This is a genomic window from Arthrobacter sp. YAF34, assembly GCF_052113245.1.
In the GTDB taxonomy this organism is placed as follows: Bacteria; Actinomycetota; Actinomycetes; order Actinomycetales; family Micrococcaceae; genus Arthrobacter.
Map to the genome: position 1 here is coordinate 231295 of NZ_JBFRCV010000006.1, position 20003 is coordinate 251297.

A 20003-nucleotide genomic window follows, 5' to 3' on the forward strand; every position below is an offset into this window, starting at 1 on the left:
TCTTGAAACATTATTCAGCCATAGCCTAGCCGCAATCGGCCCAAACGAGGATTCGGCGCCTACACATAGGCGCGCGCAGGCGCGCGTCCCGGGTGTCCGGAGCCGGTCCGTACGGGGTCCGAAACCTCTTGGCAGTTAGGTCAGGAGGCACTATTATCTGCATCCGTCAAGGGGTTTGAGGGGGTGGATTGAGGCCATTTTCCCCGGATTCATGCGGTTCCCGGCCCGTTTAGATGCCAGTTGTATGCCTTAATCGTGATAAACTGGTCTGCGGGAAAGGGGAATGTCCACATGGTTTTTGAGGTCGGCGAGACAGTAGTTTACCCTCACCACGGTGCAGCCAAAATTGAAGAAATCAAGATGCGCACCGTCAAGGGCGAAGAGAAAATGTATCTCAAGCTCAAGGTGGCTCAGGGTGATCTGACCATTGAAGTTCCAGCAGAAAACGTTGACCTGGTTGGGGTTCGGGATGTAGTGGGCAAGGAAGGCTTGGAGCACGTATTCGACGTGCTGCGGGCCGAGTTCACTGAGGAGCCCACGAACTGGTCACGTCGTTACAAGGCAAACCTGGAAAAGCTTGCTTCCGGTGACGTCATCAAGGTAGCGGAGGTCGTCCGCGATCTCTGGCGCCGCGATCACGACCGGGGTCTCTCCGCCGGAGAGAAGCGCATGCTGGCCAAGGCCCGTCAGATCCTGATTTCGGAACTGGCACTGGCTGAAAAGACCGATGAAGAGAAGGCCGCAAGCGTTCTCGACGAGGTCCTGGCTTCCTAGCAGAGGCTGGCCCCAGCAGGGCCGGCACGGATAAGAATCGAACCCCGGTGGCGTCAGGCCGCCGGGGCTTCTTTTTGCCCAAATCCCGCCAGTTGGGATCCTCCGGGGCGCGGGGACGTAGTCTTGTGCGCATGGATACTGCACCGACGAAAACGTCACCGGCCGGTCCCGTTACGGCGGTCATTGTTGTGGCTGCCGGCTCCGGCCAGCGCCTGGGCTATGGCATGCCGAAGGCCCGGGTGCCGCTGGGCGGGGACAGCATCCTCACCCACGCCTTGCGCGGTGTGGCGGCCGCCGGGATCGCGCAGCAGATCTGCGTCGCCGTCCCCCCGGGAGATTCCGAGCTGAAGGCGATCTGCGCGGCGTTCGAGCAGGAACTTGCCGCCTTGCACCGCCGCACGGCGGCATCCAGTCACGGTATCCAGGTTCCGGTCGTGACGGTGGTCGACGGCGGGGCGAGCCGCGCCGATTCAGTCCGGGCCGCAATGGCAGCGCTCCTGCCCGAGGTGGACTCCGTGCTGGTCCACGATGCCGCCCGGGCACTGGCGCCGGAATCCGTGTTTCATCGCGTGGTGGCGGCGCTTGGCGCTGGCGCCGCAGCCGTCATCCCGGTGATTCCGGTGGTTGACACCGTCAAGACCGTGGAAGCCACAACTGGCGACGGCGCCGCGGTGGCCCCGGAACTGGTCACCGGGACAGCACCCCGGGAGCTCCTCCGCGCCGTGCAGACGCCGCAGGGCTTCGCCCTCGGCACCCTCAAGCAGGCCCACGAGGCTGCCGCCGGGTTCGACGCCGACCGGGCCGCCCTGGTCACGGACGACGCGATGCTCGTGGAGCTCCTCGGCGTCCCCGTCCACGCTGTGCGCGGGGCCAGCCAGTCCTTGAAGATCACCACGCCCCTGGATCTGATCCTGGCCGAGGGGCTCCTCGAAGGCCCCCTGGGCGCACGCTGGGTGGAGGGATGAGCATGTCCACGAATCCGCCAGTCGTTCCCCCGGTCCTTCCCAGGACCGGGATCGGCATCGATGTCCATGCCTTTGCCGCGGACAACGAGCCCCAGCCGCTGTGGCTCGGCGGGCTCTTCTGGGAGGGGGAGCGCGGCCTGTCCGGCCATTCCGACGGCGACCCCGTGGCCCACGCCGCCGCCGACGCGCTCTTCTCGGCCTGCGGGGTCGGGGATCTCGGCACGCACTTCGGCACGGACCGGCCCGAATATGCCGGGGCGTCGGGCGTGACCCTGCTGGCCGAGGCCGCCCGGATTGTCCGGGCCCACGGCTTCGAAATCGGGAACATCGCCGTCCAGTTCGTGGCCAACCGACCCAAATTCGGCCCGCGGCGGGAGGAATCCCAGCGGGTCCTCAGCGACGCCGCCGGTGCGCCGGTCAGCGTCACGGCCACCACGAGCGACGGGCTCGGCTTCACCGGCCGGGGCGAGGGGATCTCGGCCGTGGCAACGGCGCTCGTCTACCCGGCCGGCTGACCACCGCAGGCTAAACGTCACTGCCGGCTACACACCGCAGGTTGAGCACTGCAGGTTAAGCACCGCAGGTTAAGCACGGCAGGTTAAGCACGGCAAGCTAAACACTGCCGCCTCCGTCGCCTACGCTTGAGGGGTGGAGACCCGCTGTGACATCCCGTTTCAAACTGCCAGGAGACCTGCCGTGAAGAAGCTGCTGACCGCCGTCGTACTCGTCGCCGGGACCCTGCTGACCGGCTGCGCCAGCCCCGCCACGCCGCCAACCCCCAGCCCCACGCCGAGGCTCAGCGTTGCGGACAGCTGCAAGTTCCTCAACACCGATACCTTCGTGCCGTCCGGGACCGCGAAGGAGCAGGCCGGCCAAATCGGCCAGCACTACCAGGAAGTCGCGGACAAGGTGGCCCCGGAGGTGGGAGCCCCCATCCAGAAGATGGCCGACATCATGAAGCAAGTCGCCGCGAGCCCGGCGGGGACCAAGACGAAAGAACAGACGGCCCAGCTCACGGAAGAGATCAACAAGATCGGGCAGTACTGCAAATAGCCTGCCGATGACCGGCCGCAGCCTCGCCCGGCCCGTCATCGCCGCAGATTAGGCTGCCGGTAAGCCCGCGGAGCGCCATCGGCTAATCTGGAGCGGTGACCCTGCGCTTTTACGACACAGCATCCGCCGAAGTCCGCGACTTCGTCCCCCTGGTACCTGGCCAAGTGAGCCTGTACTACTGCGGAGCCACCGTGCAGGGCATGCCGCACGTCGGGCACATCCGCTCCGCCATCGCGTTCGACCAGCTGACCCGGTGGCTGCAGTACCGGGGCTTCCGCGTGACGGCGGTCCGAAACGTCACGGACATCGACGACAAGATCCTCGCCAAGTCCGCGGCCTCCTTCGGTCCGGACTTCGAGGACGAGCCCGGAGCCGTCCGGAACGAGGAATGGTGGGCGCTGGCCTACCGCTATGAGCAGGAATTCCTCAAGGCCTACGACACCCTGGGTGTCTCCCGCCCCACCTATGAGCCCCGCGCCACCGGACACATCCCGGAAATGCACGCCCTCATTCAGCTGCTGATCGACCGCGGCCACGCCTACCCTGCCCTGGACGACTCCGGCGACGTCTACTTCGACGTGCGCTCGTGGAACAAGTACGGCACGCTCACGCGCCAGAAGATCGACGACATGCAGGGCGCGCCGGACGCCGACCCGCGCGGCAAGAGGGACCCCCGCGACTTCGCGCTGTGGAAGGGCTACAAGGACGGCGAGCCGACGACAGCGAGCTGGTCCTCCCCGTGGGGCGCCGGCCGCCCGGGCTGGCACCTCGAATGCTCGGCCATGGTCACCAAGTACCTCGGCACCGAGTTCGACATCCATGGCGGCGGCCTGGACCTGCGCTTCCCGCACCACGAAAACGAAATGGCGCAGTCCCAGGCGGCAGGCCACGGCTTCGCCAACTTCTGGATGCACAACGGCATGGTCACCTACGCCGGCGAGAAGATGTCCAAGTCCATCGGCAACACCGTCAGCCCGGCCGAGATGCTCGAACTCGCCCCCGCCCGCGTGGTCCGCTACTACCTCGGCCAGGCACAGTACCGCTCGGTCCTGGACTACCAGCCGACGTCCCTGCAGGAGGCGGCCGCCGCCGTCGAACGGATTGACGGGTTCATCAGCCGCGCACTTCGGGCCACGATGACGCAGGACGGCGCTGTCGGCTCCTTCACCTACGGCACGGTTCCGGATGCATTCGCGGCCGCCATGGACGATGACCTCAACGTGCCGCAGGCCCTCGCCGTCCTGCACGAGACCGTCCGGACCGGCAACACCGCGCTCACCGCCGGCCAGCTCGACGACGCCCGGCAGGCACTGGCCAGCGTCACGGACATGATGCGTGTCCTTGGTCTCAACGACACCGCGGCGCCGGCAGTCGACGAGGGCGCCACCCTGGCCCTGGGTGTCCTGGTCGAGGCGCAACTGGAGGCGCGGGCACAGGCCCGGGCCGCCAAGGACTGGGCGGCGTCCGATGCCATCCGGGACACCCTGGCCGCCGCGGGCGTCGTCGTCGAGGACGGCCCGGACGGGGCGAGCTGGAGCCTGAAGCGCGGCTGAACCTCGTTGCCGGCGGCCGGTGAGGTGGGCCGCCGTCGTCCCTTCCGGTCGTGGATTTAACGCGAGTCAGTAGACTGGAGGTCAGACTTGTCAACGAATCGCGTATTTAAAGGGTGAAACTCATGGCCAACAACGGTCGCCGCTCGGTCAAATTGAAGAAGGGCCCCTCCGTCGGAACCGGCGGTCACGGCCGCAAGGCACTTGAGGGCAAGGGCCCCACGCCGAAGGCGGAGGACCGCCCGTACCACAAGGCGTTCAAGAACAAGCAGCTCGCCGAACGCTCCGAGGCCAAGCGCGCCAGCGGAAGCCGGACCACGAGTGCCGCGGCCCGCACCGGCCGCTCCGGTCCCAAGGGCCGCGCCACGGAAGAGGTCGTCACCGGCCGCAACTCCGTGGTCGAAGCCCTGCGCGCCGGCATCCCGGCCAAGGCCCTGCACGTCGCCGTCCGCATCGAAATGGACGACCGCGTCAAGGAATCCCTGAAGCTCGCCGCCGAACGCGGCATCCCGCTGATGGAGACCGGCAAGCCCGAGCTCGACCGGATGACCGACGACGCCATCCACCAGGGACTCGTGCTGCAGATCCCGCCGTACGAATACCAGGACGCGTTCGAACTCGCCGAAGAGACCCTCGCGGCCTGGAAGAAGGGCCACGTGGCCAACGCCCCGCTCTTCGTCGCTCTGGACGGCATCACCGATCCCCGCAACCTCGGCGCGATCATCCGCTCCGTCTCGGCCTTCAGCGGCCACGGCGTCATCGTCCCGGAGCGCCGGTCCGTGGGCGTCACCGCCTCGGCCTGGAAAACCAGTGCCGGCGCAGCTGTCCGGGTACCCGTCGCGCGGGCCGCCAACTTGAACAACACGCTCAAGGCGTTCAAGAACATGGGCATCTACGTCCTGGGGCTCGACGGCGACGGCGACGTCTCGCTGCCCGATCTCTCCCTGGCCACCGAGCCCGTATGCCTCGTCGTAGGTTCCGAGGGCAAGGGCCTGAGCCGCCTGGTCCGCGAAAACTGCGACCAGATCGTCTCCATCCCGATCGACTCCGCCATGGAATCCCTCAACGCCTCCATGGCCGTCGGCATCTCCCTCTACGAAATCTCCCGCCAGCGCGCCGCCAAGTAGTCTTCGCCGCTTCTTCTTGGGCCGGGTTCCGCCGGAACCGGAGTTTTGCCGTCGCTTAGCGGTCAGCCCCTTCCTCCCGTCGACGCTTCCGGCCGCGGGCGGCCTCGCTTCGCTCTGGTCGGCGATGCGCTCCTTAGCAAAACTCCGATTCCGTCTACGACGCTCCCTCACCTTTGGCGGCAGGATGGCAAACGCTCCCTCACATCTTGTGGGGGAGCGTTTCCCCTTAACGTGCGAAACGTGAGGGAGCGTCTCTTCAAGCAGCCCAGCCGTTGGTGACCGCGTGGGTGAGCACAACCGGAAGCACCACGGCGAACGGTTGGTGCCGCTTAAAACTTGTGCCGGTTGGCCAGGACCGGGAGTTTGGTGCGGGCCTCTTCGACGGTGGCGGTGTCCAGGTCGGCGAAGAGCAGGCCGGGGGCGCCGTCGAGCTCCGCGAGGATCTCGCCCATGGGGGAGACGACCACGGAGTGCCCGACTCCGGTGGGCGCGGAGCCCTTGACCGGGATGCCTTGGCTGGCGGGGTCGCCCTGGCCGCAGGCGAGGACCATGGTGGTGGAATCGAGGGCGCGGGCGCGGGCCAGGAGCTTCCACTGGTCGGCCTTGCCGGGACCGGAGCCCCACGAGGCGCACACGATGTTGACGTCGGCGCCGCGATCCGCGTTTTCCGTGAACAGGCCCGGGAAACGGATGTCGTAGCAGGTGGCCAGGCCGAACCTCACGCCGTCGAGCTCGAAGGTCACCGGGTCCGTGCCGGCGTCAACCGTGTCCGACTCCGCAAAACCGAAGGCATCGAACAGGTGGATCTTGTCGTAGCTGGCCTCGAGGCCGCGGCCGGTGACCAGCAAAGTGTTGCGGACCTTGGCGGCGTCGCCGGAGGTCCCCGGGGTGAACATCCCGGCGACAACCACAACGTCGAGTTCCGCGGCGAGGGCGCGCAGGCGTGATGCCCACGGCCCGTCCAATGGTTCGGCGATGTCCAGGAGCGAATTGCCGAAGGACCGCATCGTGGCTTCCGGGAAGACCACAAGGTCCGCGCCGCCGGCCTTTGCCTGCCGCGCGTAGGTCTCGACGAGGGCCAGGTTCGCGGCCAGGTCCCGGCCGGTGATGATTTGGGCTATTGCTGCGCGCACAATTACCTCCAACTCGGCGCTTCATTCCAGTATGCAGGGTGGCGGTTCCGTACACTGCAAAACGTCATGAAAACGAAAACGGGGGCCATTTGTCCGGCCCGGCTAAGCTTTAAGCAATGGTTATGCCCTTTATAGATACAGCTTCCACCGTAGACGCTTCGCGAGCGTTTCCGCTGGGGATCAGCGTTCCGCTTACCGGGTCGCCGGACGTGGACGATCCCCGGGGCGCGTTTGCGAACGTTGCTGTGTACGCGCCCGGCGTGACCACCCTTGAGATTGCGTATCAGCCGCCCGGGGGAAGCTGGCAGCTCAAGACGCTGCCCAACATCACGGACGGCGTCCACCACGGCATTGTGGAGGGCATTCCCGCCGGTTCGCGCTACGGTTTCCGTGCCTCGCCGGATCACGAGGCCCTCCCGCTGTCCATGCCCGCCACGGATTTTGATGCCGCCGGCGAGCAACCGCTGCTGATGGACCCGTACGGCCGGGCCGTGGACGAACGTGAAGAGATGATCACGAACGTCCGGGTCGGCAATGACTTCGACTGGGGACTGGACCGCAGCCCCCGGGTGCCGTGGCGCAACACGATTGTCTACGAGGCCCATGTCCGGGGCCAGACCAAGTTGCACCCGGACATTCCCGAGGACCTGCAGGGCACCTACGCCGGGATGGCCCACCCGGCCATGATCGAGCACCTGATTTCGTTGGGCGTCACGGCGATCCAGCTCCTGCCCGTCCATTTCCACGTGGACGAGCCGCACCTGCAGGAACTCGGGCTCACGAACTACTGGGGCTACAACACGGCAGCCTTCTTCGCCCCCCACCCGGGCTACGCCACCGAGGCCGCGCAGGTGGCCGGCGCGCATGCGGTCCAGGATGAGTTCAAGGGCATGGTCAAGCTCCTCCACGCCGCCGGGCTCGAGGTCATCCTCGACGTCGTCTACAACCACACCGCCGAGGGCGGGACGGACGGGCCCACCCTGAGCTTCCGCGGCCTGGGCGAGATGGAGTATTACCGCAACGACGGGCACGGCCACTATGTGGACACCACGGGCTGCGGCAACAGCCTGAACTTCGGCGAACCCCGCGTGGTGCAGCTGGTGCTGGATTCCCTGCGCTATTGGGTCAACGAGTTCCATATCGACGGCTTCCGCTTCGACCTTGCCGTCACGCTGTGCCGCAACAGCGCCAACGAATTCGATCCCCGGCACCCCTTCCTCGTCGCGGTGGGCGCCGATCCTGTCCTCTCCGGCGTCAAATTGATTTCCGAACCCTGGGACGTGGGCTACGGCGGCTGGCAGACCGGCCGGTTTCCGGCCGGCTGGGTGGACTGGAACGACCACTTCCGCGACGCCGTCCGCAGCTTCTGGCTCGCCGACCGCGCCGCGATCGACGCCGGCGGCAGCGGCGGCCCGGTGGCCCGCCTCGCGGACGCCCTCTCAGGATCCGCCCAGCTGTTCGAGTCTTCGGGCCGGTCCCGGCTGGCCTCGCTGAACCTGCTGACAGCCCACGACGGCTTCACCTTGGCCGATCTGACGGCGTACGACCGCAAGCACAACGAGGACAACGGCGAGCAGAACCGCGACGGGCACGGCGACAACCGCAGCTACAACCACGGCGTCGAGGGCCCCACCGAAGACGTGGACATCCTTGCCCGGCGGGCCCTGAGCAGGCGGAACCTGATGGCCTGCCTGATGATTTCCCAGGGCGTGCCCATGATTACCGCCGGGGATGAGATCTGCCGGAGCCAGCAGGGGAACAACAACGCCTATTGCCAGGACAACGCACTCACCTGGATTGACTGGACCACCACCACGGAATCGCATGCCATGCTGCGCACCACCAAACGGGTCATCAGGCTCCGCAAGGAGTTCCTGTCCGGTCAGCCGCATGATTACCCCGCGCGCGACACCCAGTCCTATTTCCACTGGTTCGACGCGAACGGCAACCCCATGTCAGCCGACACGTGGAATGACCCCGGCCACCGGGTGATCCAGCTTCTGCTCGGGTCCGACGACGGGCACGTGGACGGTCTGGTGGTGGTCAACGGCGGCGCCGGCGACGTCAAGGTCACCTTGCCCCGGCTCAGCAACGAGGACGGCTCGGGGCACCGGCTCTTCGAGCTTCGCATGACTACCTCCGAGCTCCACGACCGGCGTCAGGGCGCCCGCGTTGCCTCCGGCGAGCGGGACCTGGTGCAGGCCAACACGATCAACATTTACCGCACCTAGAGACCTGCGATTAAGGACCCCATGAAGATTTACTCGGCAGACGCCTGGACCATCGAAGAACTCAAGGAACAAATCGACGACGCCGGCCGCCGCACCCTGCTGGTCCCCGCCGCCGAATCCAAACAGGCGGTCCTGGACACGTTCAGCGAGCTGCTCGACTTCCCCGAGGACGACGGCGTGGACCTGGACGCCCTGCACGATTCGCTGCACGACGTCGCCGATGCCGTGACGGACGACGGCGAGGCCCCCGTCACCGTCATCTGGCAGGTTCCGGCCGTCCTCCGCGCGGACCGCTCCTTCGGCGTCATCTGCGAAACCCTGCAGGACGCCGAAAGCTACGCCGGCACCAGTCTGGAAGTCATCGCCGTCTGCGTCTAGGTGGTCTACACGGTCTCGACCGCCCAGACCGCCGCTAACGCGTCTGCCCCCGAAGGAGGCTAGGCGTTGACGATGAGGCCGAGCTCCGCCTTGGACGCCAGCGCCTCATGCTTGGGCAGCACGCGCACGGTGTAGCCGAAGGACCCGGACCGGTCGATCACCAGCGTGCCGCTGAAGAGATGCCGGCCCTTGCCGAGGTCTTCGGCGGCCTTTAGTTCCGCGACCGTGATGTCCGTCAGCTCGTCGCTGTCCTCGGCCCGGCCGTAGGCCACCTCAACCGAGACGTCGTCCGGGGTGAGCTCGCGCAGGGCCACGTAAGCATTGACCTGGAGCAGGTCGCCGATCTGCGGGTCCTCGGAGACCCCTACCGAGTCGACGTGCTCCACCTGGATCTGCGGCCACGCGGCCCGGATCCGCGAGGTCCACGCCGCCAAGGCCTTGGCCTGGGTGTAGTTCTCGGCCACCGCGCGGCGTCCCGCGATCGCCGCGGGACGGTAGAGCACGTTGACGTAGTCCTTGAGCATCCGCTCCGCGGAGACCGCCGGGCCAAGGTGGGACATCGTGTGCTTGATCATGGAGACCCAGTGGGTGGGAACGGACTGCGGGCCGGGCTCGGACGCGCCGGCCGCGCCGGCCGCGTGGGAGACTGTCAGCCCGTAGAACCGCGGCGCCACCTGGGATTCGAGCAGTTCATAGAGTGCCGCTGCCTCGATGTCGTCGCGCTCTTCCGGCGAGGCGTCGTTGTTCGCGGTCGGGATCGCCCAGCCGTTCTCGCCGTCGTACATTTCGTCCCACCAGCCGTCCATGACCGACAGGTTCAGCGACCCGTTCAGCGCCGCTTTCATGCCGGAGGTCCCGCAGGCCTCCAGCGGGCGCAGGGGGTTGTTCAGCCACACATCGCAGCCCGGAAACAGGGTCCGGGCCATGGCGATGTCGTAGTTGGGCAGGAACGCGATCCGGTGCCGCACCGCGGGGTCGTCGGTGAACCGGACGAGATCCTGGATCATCTTCTTGCCGGCGTCGTCGGCCGGGTGCGACTTCCCGGCGATCACCAGCTGGATGGGATGCGTCTTGTGCAGCAGGAGTGCCTTGAGCCGCTCGGGATCCCGCAGCATCAGGGTCAGCCGCTTGTAGGTCGGCACGCGCCGGGCGAAGCCGATGGTCAGGATGTCCGGGTCCAGGACGGAGTCCGTCCAGGCCAGCTCGGCGTCGGCCGCGCCGCGCTTCTTCCAGGCGGCCCGGAGTCGGCGCCGGACGTCCTCGACGAGGGACACCCGCATCTCCCGCCGCAGCGCCCAGAGGGCTTCGTCGGTGACGTTGTAGGCCAGGTCCCAGCGGCCCTGCGCCTCCGCCTCGGCGCCGAACTCGTCGCGGGCCAGCGCCGAGATCCGGGGGTCCACCCAGGTGGGGACGTGCACGCCGTTGGTGACCGAGGTGATGGGAACTTCGGAGTGGTCGAACCCGGGCCAGAGGGCGGAGAACATGCCGCGGGAGACCACGCCGTGCAGTTTGGCCACGCCGTTGGCCCGCTGGGCCAGCCGCAGTCCCATGACGGCCATGTTGAAGACGAACGGGTTGCCGTCGGCGAAGTCCTCACGGCCCAGGTCCAGGATTTTCGCGACCGGCACGTCCGGGGCGAGGCCCGCTTCGAAGAAGTGCTGGATCTGCGAGATTTCGAAGCGGTCGATCCCCGCCGGAACCGGCGTGTGGGTGGTGAACACGGTGGAGGCCCGCCCGGCAGCCAGGGCTTCCTCCCAGCTCAGCGGCTCCGTGCCGGACATCAGTTCCTGGATCCGTTCGACGCCGAGGAAGCCGGCGTGGCCCTCGTTGGTGTGGAAGACTTCCGGCGCGGGCACCCCCGTGAGCCGCTGGAACTCGCGCAGCGCCTTGACCCCGCCCATGCCCAGCAGGAGCTCCTGCTGCAGCCGGTGGTCTCCGCCGCCGCCGTACAGGCGGTCGGTAATGCCGCGGGCGGCCTCGTCATTGCCCGGAACGTTGGAGTCCAGCAGCAGCAGCGGAACACGCCCGACGTCGGCCCGCCACACGTGCGCCAGGAGGCGCCGGCCCTGGGGGAGCGGAAGGGAAATCTGGACGGGCCTGCCGTTACCGTCCGGCGAGGCCTCGCGCAGGAGCGTCAGGGGCAGGCCGTCCGGGTCAAGGACCGGGTACGTTTCCTGCTGCCACGCATCGCGGGAGAGCGACTGCTTGAAGTAGCCGGCCTGGTACAGCAGGCCAACGCCGATCAGCGGCACGCCGAGATCCGACGCCGCCTTGAGGTGGTCTCCGGCCAGGATGCCCAGGCCGCCGGAGTACTGCGGCAAGACCTCGGTGATGCCGAACTCGGGGGAGAAATAGGCGATGCAGGAGGGGGCGCCGTCGCCCAGGCTTTGGTACCAACGCGGCTGGTCCAGATACCGGTCGAGATCGTCGGCAGCGGCATGGACACGCTGCACCACGTCCTGGTCCGCCGCGAGCCGCTGGAGCTCTTCCCGGCTGACCAAGCCCAGGAAGGTCACGGGGTCGTGGTCGCTCTCCGCCCAGATCCCGGGGTTGAGCCCCTCAAAAAGCTCCCGGGTGGGCCGGTGCCAGGACCACCGAAGATTGGTGGCGAGCCGGGCCAACGGCCGGATGGACTCCGGAAGAACGGTTCGAACAGTAAATCTGCGGATTGCCTTCACCAGCGAAACACTAACGGACAAGTCGTTGCCCCGGAACCGCTTTAAGATTCTTTCCGGTAAATGACGGATATCGTTCAGGTCACAACGGGAAACGCCCGGAAATCGTTCGAGGCCTTAGCATTCTGACGGTTTTGTCGATAACGTCGAGCCTGTGACGAATAACTCGCGAACCAGTGCCGTGTCCAAGCAAAAGCCCAAGGCCCTGATCACGGATGGCCTTCGATTTGGCCGTTTTCCGATCACCGCCGTGCAGCCGTCAGTAGAGAACGGAAAGTTCCCGGCCAAAGCTGTCGCGGGCGAAACCATTGTGGTGGGAGCCACCGCCTTCCGTGAAGGCCACGACCAGCTCGGCGTCAGCGCCGTCCTGCTCGACCCCCGCGGCAAGGAGCGCCAGCGGGTGCGCCTCGCCCCGCCGCGCGGACCGCGCGGAATGGGTACCGACCGCTGGGAAGGCCTCCTGACCCCGCCCGCCACCGGCAACTGGTCCTTCGTGATCGAGGCCTGGCACGACCGTTACGGCACCTGGCACCACAACGCCGAGGTCAAGGTGGAGGCCGGCATCGACGTCGAGCTCATGCTCGCCGAAGGCGCGGCACTGCTGGCGGAGGCCTCCGAGGATGCCTCGCGTCCCTCCGCTGACCGCCGGACCCTGCGGATGGCCGTCGTCGTCCTCTCCGACACCTCCCGGACCCCGGAGGACCGGCTCGCCGCCGGCTTCAGCGCCGAGGTGGCCGCGGTGATTGACCGCCAGCCCGTCCGCGAACATGTGACGGTGTCCGAGCCCTATCCGCTCCTGGTGGAGCGTGCGCTCGCGGGCTGCGGCTCCTGGTACGAATTCTTTCCGCGCTCCGAAGGTGCCGTGCGCAACCATGAGACCGGGGAATGGACCTCCGGCACTTTCCGCACCGCCGCGAAACGCCTTGACGCGGTCGCCGCCATGGGCTTCGACATCATCTATATGCCGCCGATCCACCCGATCGGTGTCCAACACCGCAAGGGCCCGAACAACACCCTGATCGCCGGACCGCATGATCCCGGCTCGCCGTGGGCCATCGGGTCCGCGGAGGGCGGCCACGACGCCATCCACCCCGACCTGGGCACCTTCGAGGACTTCGACGCCTTCGTAGCCCGGGCCGGTGAGCTGGGACTCGAAGTGGCGCTGGACCTGGCCCTGCAGGCGGCCCCGGACCACCCCTGGGTGCAAAGCAATCCGGAATGGTTCACTACCCGGGTGGACGGCAGTATCGCCTACGCCGAGAACCCGCCAAAGAAATACCAGGACATTTTCCCGCTGAATTTCGACAACGACCCCGCCGGGCTGTCCAACGAAATTCTGCGGATCGTGATGCTCTGGATCAGCCATGGGGTAAAGGTCTTCCGGGTGGACAACCCGCACACCAAGCCCGTGTGGTTCTGGGAATGGCTGATCGGCAAGGTCAACAAGAAGCACCCCGACGTCGTCTTCCTCGCCGAGGCGTTCACCCGCCCGGCCATGATGCACGCACTGGGCCGGGCAGGCTTCCAGCAGTCCTACACGTACTTCACCTGGCGGAACACCAAGGAGGAACTGGAGGAGTACTTCCAGGAGGTCAGCCACGAATCGCCGGCCTACTTCCGGCCGAACTTCTTCGTCAACACCCCGGACATCCTCACCGAATACCTGCAGTTCGGCGGCCCGGCGGCGTTCAAGATCCGTGCCGCGCTCGCCGCCACGGCAAGCCCGATTTGGGGCGTGTACGCCGGCTTTGAGCTCTACGAACACGTGGCCCGGCCCGGCGCCGAGGAGTACATCGACAACGAGAAGTTCGAGTACAAGGCCCGCGACTGGGACGCGGCCGCCGAACACGGGCGCAGCCTGGCCCCGTACCTGACGCGGCTCAACGAGATCCGCCGGGCGCACCCGGCCCTCGGGGACCTGCAGAACCTGACGGTGCACCAGAGCACGGACAATTCCACCGTGGTGTTTTCCAAGCACAAGACCCTCCCCGACGGGACCAAGGACACCCTGGTCATCGTCGTGAACGTCGACCCGCACGTTACCAAGGAGAGCACCGTGTCCCTGGACCTGCCGGCGCTGGAACTGGACGCGGAGAACCTCACGCACAATGGCCGTTTCGTGGTCGATGACCTGCTGACCGGCGAGAGCTGGGAATGGGGGGAGTACAACTACGTCCGCCTGGACCCGCACGTCGAGCCCGCTCACATTCTTAGCATCCGGAGGTAGTGCACTTGAGTTTCAGCACCCAGAATCCCAGCCAGCACTTCAGCCCGAGGGGAAGCTTCGAGCTGAACGCCCCGGGCCTCCAGCACGATCCTCTGTGGTACCGCAAGGCGGTGTTCTACGAGGTGCTGGTCCGGGGCTTCGCGGACGGGAACGGCGACGGCTCAGGCGACTTCCACGGCCTGATCGAGAAACTGGACTACCTGCAGTGGCTGGGCGTCGACTGCCTCTGGCTCCCGCCCTTCTTCCAGTCCCCGCTGCGCGACGGTGGCTACGACATCTCGGACTACAACTCGGTGCTGGACGAGTTCGGCACCATCAGCGACTTCAAACGGCTCGTTGCGGAGGCCCATGCCCGGGGCGTGCGGGTGATCATCGACCTGCCGCTGAACCACACCTCGGACCAGCACCCGTGGTTCCAGGAGTCGCGGAAGGACCCCGACGGGCCCTTCGGCGACTTCTACGTCTGGAGCGACACGGACGAGAAATATGAAGACGCCCGCATCATCTTCGTGGACACCGAGGAATCCAACTGGACCTTCGACCCCATCCGGCGGCAGTTCTTCTGGCACCGGTTCTTCAGCCACCAGCCGGACCTCAACTTCGAGAACCCCAAAGTCATTGACGCGCTCTTCGACGTCGTGCGGTTCTGGCTGGACCAGGGCATTGACGGGTTCCGCGCCGACGCCATTCCGTACCTCTTCGAGGAGGAGGGCACAAACTGCGAAAACCTGCCGCAGACCCACGAGTTCCTGCGCCAGCTGCGCCGGATGGTCGATGAGAGCTACCCGGGCCGCGTGATCATTGCCGAGGCGAACCAGCCGCCCGCCGAAGTGGTGGAGTACTTCGGCACCGAGGAGGAGCCCGAGTGCCATATGGCGTTCCACTTCCCGATCATGCCGCGCCTGTACTACGCGCTGCGGGACCAGAAGGCGGCCCCCATCATCGAGACGATGAAGGACACCCCGGACATCCCGGAAGGCGCCCAGTGGGGCACGTTCCTGCGCAACCACGACGAACTGACCCTGGAAATGGTCACCTCCGACGAACGGGCCGCGATGCTCGGCTGGTACGCGCCGGATCCGCGCATGCGCGCCAACATCGGCATCCGGCGCCGGCTGGCCCCGCTGCTGGATAACTCCCGCTCCGAAATCGAGCTCATCAACGCCCTGCTGCTGTCCCTGCCGGGCAGCCCGTTCCTGTATTACGGGGATGAAATCGGCATGGGCGACAACATCTGGCTCGAGGATCGCGACGCCGTCCGCACCCCGATGCAGTGGAACCCGGACCGTAACGCCGGGTTCTCCAGTGCCGACCCCGGCAAGCTGTACCTGCCGGTGATCCAGTCGCTGGTCTACAACTACAGCATGGCGAACGTGGAGGCCGAGGCCGCGCATTCGGGTTCGCTGCTGCGCTGGACCCGCCAGATCCTGAGCGTCCGCAAGAACCACCCCGCCTTCGGGCTCGGCGGCTTCAAGCACGTGGAAGCTGACCACGACGTCGTCCTCGCCTACCTGCGCGAACTCCCGGAGGGCAACGCCGCCGGCGAGGACGCCGAGACCATCCTGTGCGCCTTCAACCTCTCGCAGCACCCCGTGGCAACCACCCTCCGGGTGCCGAAATTCGCCGGCCGCGGCCTCCGGGACGTCTTCGGCGGCCAGGCGTTCCCGGCGATTGGCGATGACGGGACGTTGACGCTGACGCTGGGCAGCCACGATTTCTTCTGGTTGCGGATCCGCTCCGCAGCCTCCAACCCGGCATCTCCGTTCACCCAGGCGATGCCTGTCCTGTCCATCGAAGGCTGAGATGACCCGACCTACCCTTGCCCCGGCCCTGAGCGGACTGCTCGGCGCCTGGCTGCCGCGCCAGCGATGGTTCCCCGTCAAGAGCCCGGAGTTCGCCTTCGCGCCGGCGGGCGGACTGAGCCTCGACTCCGGCAGCGGGGAGGGGGTCCCCGGCGCGGCGGCGTTCGAGGTGCTGCTGCTGGCCGTGACTTACCCCACCCCCGACGGCAACCGGACCGACGTCGTCCAGGTGCCGCTTAGCTTCCGCACCGAGCCCCTGCCCGGGGCGGAACGCGCCCTGCTCGGCGAGCTTCCCGGTACGCGCACCGACGCGGCCCGCCGGTGGGTTTACGACGGCGTCCACGACGCCGCGTTCGTCGCCGCCTGGCTGGAACTCATGCGCCACGGCGGGCGCACGCCGTCGGGGAACGCCACCGGCCACCTGGTGGAGTCCGGCTACCGTCTGCCGTTCGCCACGGGAAAGGTGAAGGTGCTTACCGGCGAGCAGTCGAACACTTCGGTGATTGTCGACGACGGCGGCTCAGCCGCCATCGTGAAGTTCTTCCGGGTGCTCTCGGAGGGCCACAACCCCGAGGTCGAAATCGGCGCTGCGCTGACGGCCGGGCGCACCGACGAGGTCCCGGCAACGCTTGGGTGGGTGGCCGGGGAGTGGGAGACATCTGCCGCGCCCGGGTCGGATCCCTCCGTTGCCGCCCGTCCCGCCCGCGGCGAACTCGCCGTGGCGCACGAATTCCTCTCCGGCGGCCTCGATGCCTGGCGGCTCGCCGTGGACGCGGCGAGCCGGGGAATCGACTTCACCGCCGAAGCCCATGCGCTGGGTGCCGCGACGGCCACCGTGCACCGGCGTCTTGCCGAAGCGCTGGGCACAGCCGCCGAATCCGCGCCCGGCCAGGACATCGCTCCCGGCGTAGCCCAGCGCGTGCGCCAGTCATGGGCCCAGGCCGGTGACGCCGTCGGGCCCTTTGAAGACCCACTGAACCGGCTCCTGGCAAGGCTCGAAGGCACCAGCGCCGGACGCCTCCAGCGCATCCACGGGGACCTCCATCTGGGGCAGATCCTGCAGGTTCCCGGCGGTGCCGGGAGCGCTGCACGCTGGGCCATCCTGGACTTCGAGGGTGAACCGCTGCGCCCCATCTCCGAACGCAACTTCCCCGACGTCCCGCTCCGCGACGTCGTGGGCATGCTGCGCTCCTTCGACTATGCCGCCGGCGCCGCGGTCCGCGAGAACCCCGGTGCGGTGGTGCCCGGGAAGTGGGTGGATGACTGCGCCGAGGCCTTCCTGGCCGGCTACGCCGAAGTCATCCCCGGCAGCATCGACCGCGACTCGCCCCTGTTTGTGGCGCTCTGGCTCGACAAAGCCCTTTACGAAGTCATTTACGAACTCAGGAACAGGCCGGACTGGCTCTCCATCCCGGTGAACGCATCGCGTCGTCTCCTCGGCAGTACAGGTTCCGGCGTCGCCGCCGGAGCCGCAGCGGAAGGTATAGAAATGACAGGATCAGCACGTATCGATCGGCCCGGCGCACCACTGTCCGTGGATGGTGAGACCCTGGCGAGGGTAGCGACCGGCGAGCACCACGCACCCCACTCGGTCCTGGGTGCCCACCTTGATGACCACGGCCACGTCACCATCCGGACCGTGAAGCACCTGGCGGAAGCCGTTTCTGTCGTGACGTCGGCCGGTGTGGTTCCCATGACGCACGAATCCGGCGGCGTGTGGGTGGCTGTGATGGAGCCGGTCGAGCGCGGACACGTGCCGGACTACCGCCTTGAGGTGATCTACAAGGATCACGAGCCGCAGACCATGGACGACCCCTACCGCTATCTGCCGACCGTCGGCGAAGTGGACCTGCACCTGATCGGTGAGGGCCGCCACGAGCGGCTGTGGGATGTCCTCGGCGCGCATGTCCAGCACTACAAGTCCTCGCTCGGCGACGTCGACGGCGTGTCCTTCGCCGTCTGGGCACCGAACGCCCAGGCCGTGCGCGTAAAGGGGGACTTCAATGGCTGGGACGGCCGGGAACATGCCATGCGCTCGCTGGGTTCCAGCGGCGTGTGGGAGGTTTTCATCCCTGGCGTTGTAGCAGGGGCGTGCTACAAGTTTGAGCTCCGGACCCGGCACGGTTACTGGGTGGAGAAGGCGGACCCGCTGGCCTTCGGGACCGAGATTCCGCCGCTGACGGCGTCCCGGGTGGTGGAGCCCTCCTATGCCTTCAAGGATGAGGAGTGGATGCAGTCCCGCGCCGGCCGTGATCCGCACAACTCGGCCATGAGCGTCTACGAGGTCCACCTCGGCTCGTGGCGCGTGGGGCTAGGCTACCGCGAGCTGGCCAAAGAACTCGTGGAGTACGTCAAATGGCTCGGCTTCACCCACGTGGAGTTCATGCCGGTGGCCGAGCACCCCTTCGGCGGGTCGTGGGGGTACCAGGTGACGTCATACTTCGCGCCGACCTCGCGGTTTGGGCACCCGGATGAATTCCGGCACCTTGTCGATGAACTCCACCAGGCCGGCATCGGCGTGCTCCTGGACTGGGTCCCGGCGCATTTCCCCAAGGATGAATGGGCTCTGGCCCGGTTCGACGGCGAAGCCCTGTATGAGCACGCCGATCCGAACCTGGGTGAGCACCCGGACTGGGGAACGCTCATTTTCGATTTCGGGCGCCGGGAGGTGCGCAACTTCCTGGTGGCCAATGCGCTGTACTGGCTCGAGGAATTCCACATCGACGGGCTGCGCGTGGACGCCGTCGCCTCCATGCTGTACCTGGATTACTCCCGTGAAGAGGGGCAATGGCAGCCAAACCGCTTCGGCGGCCGTGAGAACCTCGAGGCGATCTCCTTCCTTCAGGAAGTCAACGCCACGGTCTACAAGACTCACCCGGGCGCTGTCATGATCGCCGAGGAATCCACCGCGTTCCCCGGGGTCACCGCGCCCACAAGCGGTGGTGGCCTGGGCTTCGGGCTCAAGTGGAACATGGGCTGGATGCATGACTCGCTCAAGTACATGGCCGAGGACCCGTACAACCGCAAGTGGCACCACGGCACCATCACCTTCTCAATGGTCTATGCCTTCACGGAAAACTTCCTTCTGCCGATCAGCCACGACGAAGTCGTGCACGGCAAGGGCTCCATGTTGCGCAAGATGCCCGGCGACCGGTGGCAGCAACTGGCCAACCTCCGCGCCTTCCTGGGCTACCAATGGGCACACCCGGGCAAGCAGCTGATCTTCATGGGCACCGAATTTGGCCAGGAAGCAGAGTGGTCGGAGCAGTACGGCCTGGACTGGTGGCTCGCGGACATCCCGGCACACAAGGGAATCCAGCTACTGACCAAGGACCTCAACGAGATCTACCGGTCCACCCCGGCGCTGTACGAGCAGGACAACCAGCATGAGGGTTTCCAGTGGATCAACGGTGGCGATTCGGACCGCAACGTCCTGACGTTCATCCGCCGTGATGCCGAGGGCAACCCGCTGGTCTGCGCAATGAACTTCTCCGGCGCACCGCACACGGACTATCTCCTCGGCGTCCCCGCAGCCGGTGCCTGGCAGGAAGTGCTCAACACCGATGCGAGCACCTATGGCGGCTCCGGGGTGGAGAACTCCGGGACGCTGACCGCGACGGCCGACGGGATCGACGGGCAGCCGGCCACGCTCACGGTGACGCTTCCCCCGCTCGGGGCTGCATACTTCAAGCCGCTGGATTAGGTGCGGTGCCGGAGCAGAACCGGCCGGCGTGAAAGCTGAGCAGCATCTGCGGGAAGCCCGGAATCCCCGTGATTCCGGGCTTCTCCGTGCCCTCTCCGGAGCGGCTTTGTCAGCAGGGCCGAGTGGTGGTAGAGTTTATTTCCGCGCTGCTCCCCGGAGTTGAACGGCCACCAAGACCCAGAAGCCTATGGCAAGACTGAGTCTGGATCGCCGATTTGACTAGGGTGAAGCAAGCGGGTAAGTTTGAAAAGTTGCTCCGGAGCGATCCGCGACTGTTTGTTGGTTGTGGTGGTGCCGGGTGTGTCTGTTGTTTGAGAACTCAATAGTGTGCCAAGTTTGTTGATACCAATTTATTGTATTGAATTGGTTGATTGTGCCGGGCCCG

General features: G+C 66.7%; 13 protein-coding genes. 11 read left to right on the forward strand and 2 right to left on the reverse strand.

Annotated features, from left to right (window positions below; translation table 11 throughout):
• Positions 1–291 precede the first annotated feature (291 nt).
• From AB4Y72_RS09910 to rlmB, 6 genes are all read left to right on the forward strand, one after another.
• Positions 292–774 carry a CarD family transcriptional regulator gene (locus AB4Y72_RS09910; protein WP_026266570.1) on the forward strand — a complete coding sequence of 161 codons (483 nt, stop codon included), beginning with the start codon at positions 292–294 and terminating at the stop codon, positions 772–774.
• Between the two features lie 131 nt (positions 775–905).
• Positions 906–1739: a 2-C-methyl-D-erythritol 4-phosphate cytidylyltransferase gene (gene ispD, locus AB4Y72_RS09915; protein ID WP_441425988.1), complete on the forward strand. Its 834-nt coding sequence runs from the start codon at positions 906–908 to the stop codon at positions 1737–1739.
• A complete protein-coding gene (gene ispF, locus AB4Y72_RS09920) occupies positions 1736–2254 on the forward strand; it encodes a 2-C-methyl-D-erythritol 2,4-cyclodiphosphate synthase (RefSeq protein ID WP_441425989.1) in 519 nt (172 codons plus the stop codon). Before ispD ends, ispF begins: the two co-directional genes overlap by 4 nt.
• A 181-nt stretch (positions 2255–2435) precedes the next feature.
• Positions 2436–2792, forward strand: coding sequence for a hypothetical protein (locus AB4Y72_RS09925; RefSeq protein ID WP_441425990.1), 357 nt, complete (start codon positions 2436–2438; stop codon positions 2790–2792).
• Between the two features lie 95 nt (positions 2793–2887).
• A complete protein-coding gene (gene cysS, locus AB4Y72_RS09930; RefSeq protein ID WP_441425991.1) occupies positions 2888–4345 on the forward strand; it encodes a cysteine--tRNA ligase in 1458 nt (485 codons plus the stop codon).
• A 122-nt stretch (positions 4346–4467) separates the two neighbouring features.
• Positions 4468–5469: a 23S rRNA (guanosine(2251)-2'-O)-methyltransferase RlmB gene (rlmB, locus tag AB4Y72_RS09935; protein ID WP_441425992.1), complete on the forward strand. Its 1002-nt coding sequence runs from the start codon at positions 4468–4470 to the stop codon at positions 5467–5469.
• Between the two features lie 329 nt (positions 5470–5798).
• On the opposite strand, the gene AB4Y72_RS09940 is transcribed toward rlmB, so the two are convergent.
• Entirely contained in the window at positions 5799–6602 is an 804-nt protein-coding gene (locus tag AB4Y72_RS09940) for a carbon-nitrogen hydrolase family protein (RefSeq protein ID WP_441425993.1), read from the reverse strand.
• A 116-nt stretch (positions 6603–6718) separates the two neighbouring features.
• Here AB4Y72_RS09940 and glgX point away from each other — a divergent pair, with 116 nt between their 5' ends.
• Positions 6719–8833 carry a glycogen debranching protein GlgX gene (gene glgX, locus AB4Y72_RS09945; RefSeq protein WP_441425994.1) on the forward strand — a complete coding sequence of 705 codons (2115 nt, stop codon included), beginning with the start codon at positions 6719–6721 and terminating at the stop codon, positions 8831–8833.
• A gap of 21 nt (positions 8834–8854) precedes the next feature.
• Positions 8855–9211, forward strand: a complete 357-nt coding sequence (locus AB4Y72_RS09950) for a barstar family protein (protein WP_441425995.1) — start codon at positions 8855–8857, stop codon at positions 9209–9211.
• A 59-nt stretch (positions 9212–9270) separates the two neighbouring features.
• Here the strand turns inward: AB4Y72_RS09950 and glgP are convergent, their stop codons facing one another.
• Positions 9271–11889 carry an alpha-glucan family phosphorylase gene (glgP, locus tag AB4Y72_RS09955; RefSeq protein WP_441425996.1) on the reverse strand — a complete coding sequence of 873 codons (2619 nt, stop codon included), beginning with the start codon at positions 11887–11889 and terminating at the stop codon, positions 9271–9273.
• 151 nt (positions 11890–12040) lie between these two features.
• On the opposite strand from glgP, the gene AB4Y72_RS09960 reads away from it, so the two are divergent.
• The 3 genes from AB4Y72_RS09960 to AB4Y72_RS09970 are packed head-to-tail and all read left to right on the forward strand — an operon-like array spanning position 12041 to position 19618.
• A complete protein-coding gene (locus tag AB4Y72_RS09960; RefSeq protein WP_441425997.1) occupies positions 12041–14113 on the forward strand; it encodes an alpha-1,4-glucan--maltose-1-phosphate maltosyltransferase in 2073 nt (690 codons plus the stop codon).
• A gap of 5 nt (positions 14114–14118) precedes the next feature.
• A complete protein-coding gene (gene treS, locus AB4Y72_RS09965) occupies positions 14119–15915 on the forward strand; it encodes a maltose alpha-D-glucosyltransferase (protein WP_441425998.1) in 1797 nt (598 codons plus the stop codon).
• Between the two features lies 1 nt (position 15916).
• Positions 15917–19618, forward strand: coding sequence for a 1,4-alpha-glucan branching enzyme (locus tag AB4Y72_RS09970; RefSeq protein ID WP_441425999.1), 3702 nt, complete (start codon positions 15917–15919; stop codon positions 19616–19618).
• The last annotated feature ends 385 nt before the right edge of the window (positions 19619–20003 follow it).